Annotated in this window: 4 tRNA genes and 1 rRNA gene; all 5 read right to left on the bottom strand. The window is 54.0% G+C overall.

Annotated features, from left to right (window positions below):
• Nucleotides 1–11: 11 nt before the first annotated feature.
• The 5 genes from ACI48O_RS22750 to rrf all read right to left on the bottom strand — a co-directional run bounded on the left by ACI48O_RS22750 (nucleotide 12) and on the right by rrf (nucleotide 476).
• Nucleotides 12–96, bottom strand: a tRNA-Leu gene (locus ACI48O_RS22750).
• Between the two features lie 12 nt (nucleotides 97–108).
• A tRNA-Lys gene (locus ACI48O_RS22745) sits at nucleotides 109–184 on the bottom strand.
• A 9-nt stretch (nucleotides 185–193) separates the two neighbouring features.
• Nucleotides 194–269: transfer RNA gene (locus ACI48O_RS22740), tRNA-Thr, on the bottom strand.
• 5 nt (nucleotides 270–274) lie between these two features.
• Nucleotides 275–350, bottom strand: a tRNA-Val gene (locus tag ACI48O_RS22735).
• Nucleotides 351–359: 9 nt separating this feature from the next.
• Nucleotides 360–476, bottom strand: a 5S ribosomal RNA gene (gene rrf, locus ACI48O_RS22730).
• Nucleotides 477–480 lie beyond the last annotated feature (4 nt).

Below are 480 nucleotides of genomic sequence, written 5' to 3'. Positions count from 1 at the left end.
CCGCGTATATTTGGTGCGGGTGAAGGGAGTCGAACCCCCACGCCTTGCGGCGCTAGATCCTAAGTCTAGTGCGTCTGCCAATTCCGCCACACCCGCAAAAAATATAAATGGTGAGCCATGAAGGACTCGAACCTTCGACCCTCTGATTAAAAGTCAGATGCTCTACCGACTGAGCTAATGGCTCGTCCAAAAATGGTGCCGGCTAGAGGACTTGAACCCCCAACCTACTGATTACAAGTCAGTTGCTCTACCAATTGAGCTAAACCGGCATAAATGGTGGAGGATGACGGGCTCGAACCGCCGACCCTCTGCTTGTAAGGCAGATGCTCTCCCAGCTGAGCTAATCCTCCATTGTAACAGCCCGGCAGCGTCCTACTCTCACAGGGGGAGAGCCCCCAACTACCATCGGCGCTGAGAAGCTTAACTTCCGTGTTCGGTATGGGAACGGGTGTGACCTTCTCGCTATCGCCACCAGACTAT

The sequence above is a fragment of the Neobacillus terrisolis genome (assembly GCF_051233475.1).
GTDB lineage: Bacteria > Bacillota > Bacilli > Bacillales > Cytobacillaceae > Bacillus_BU.
Note: the sequence above shows the minus strand (reverse complement) of the source record. Positions and strands in the feature narration are given on the sequence as shown.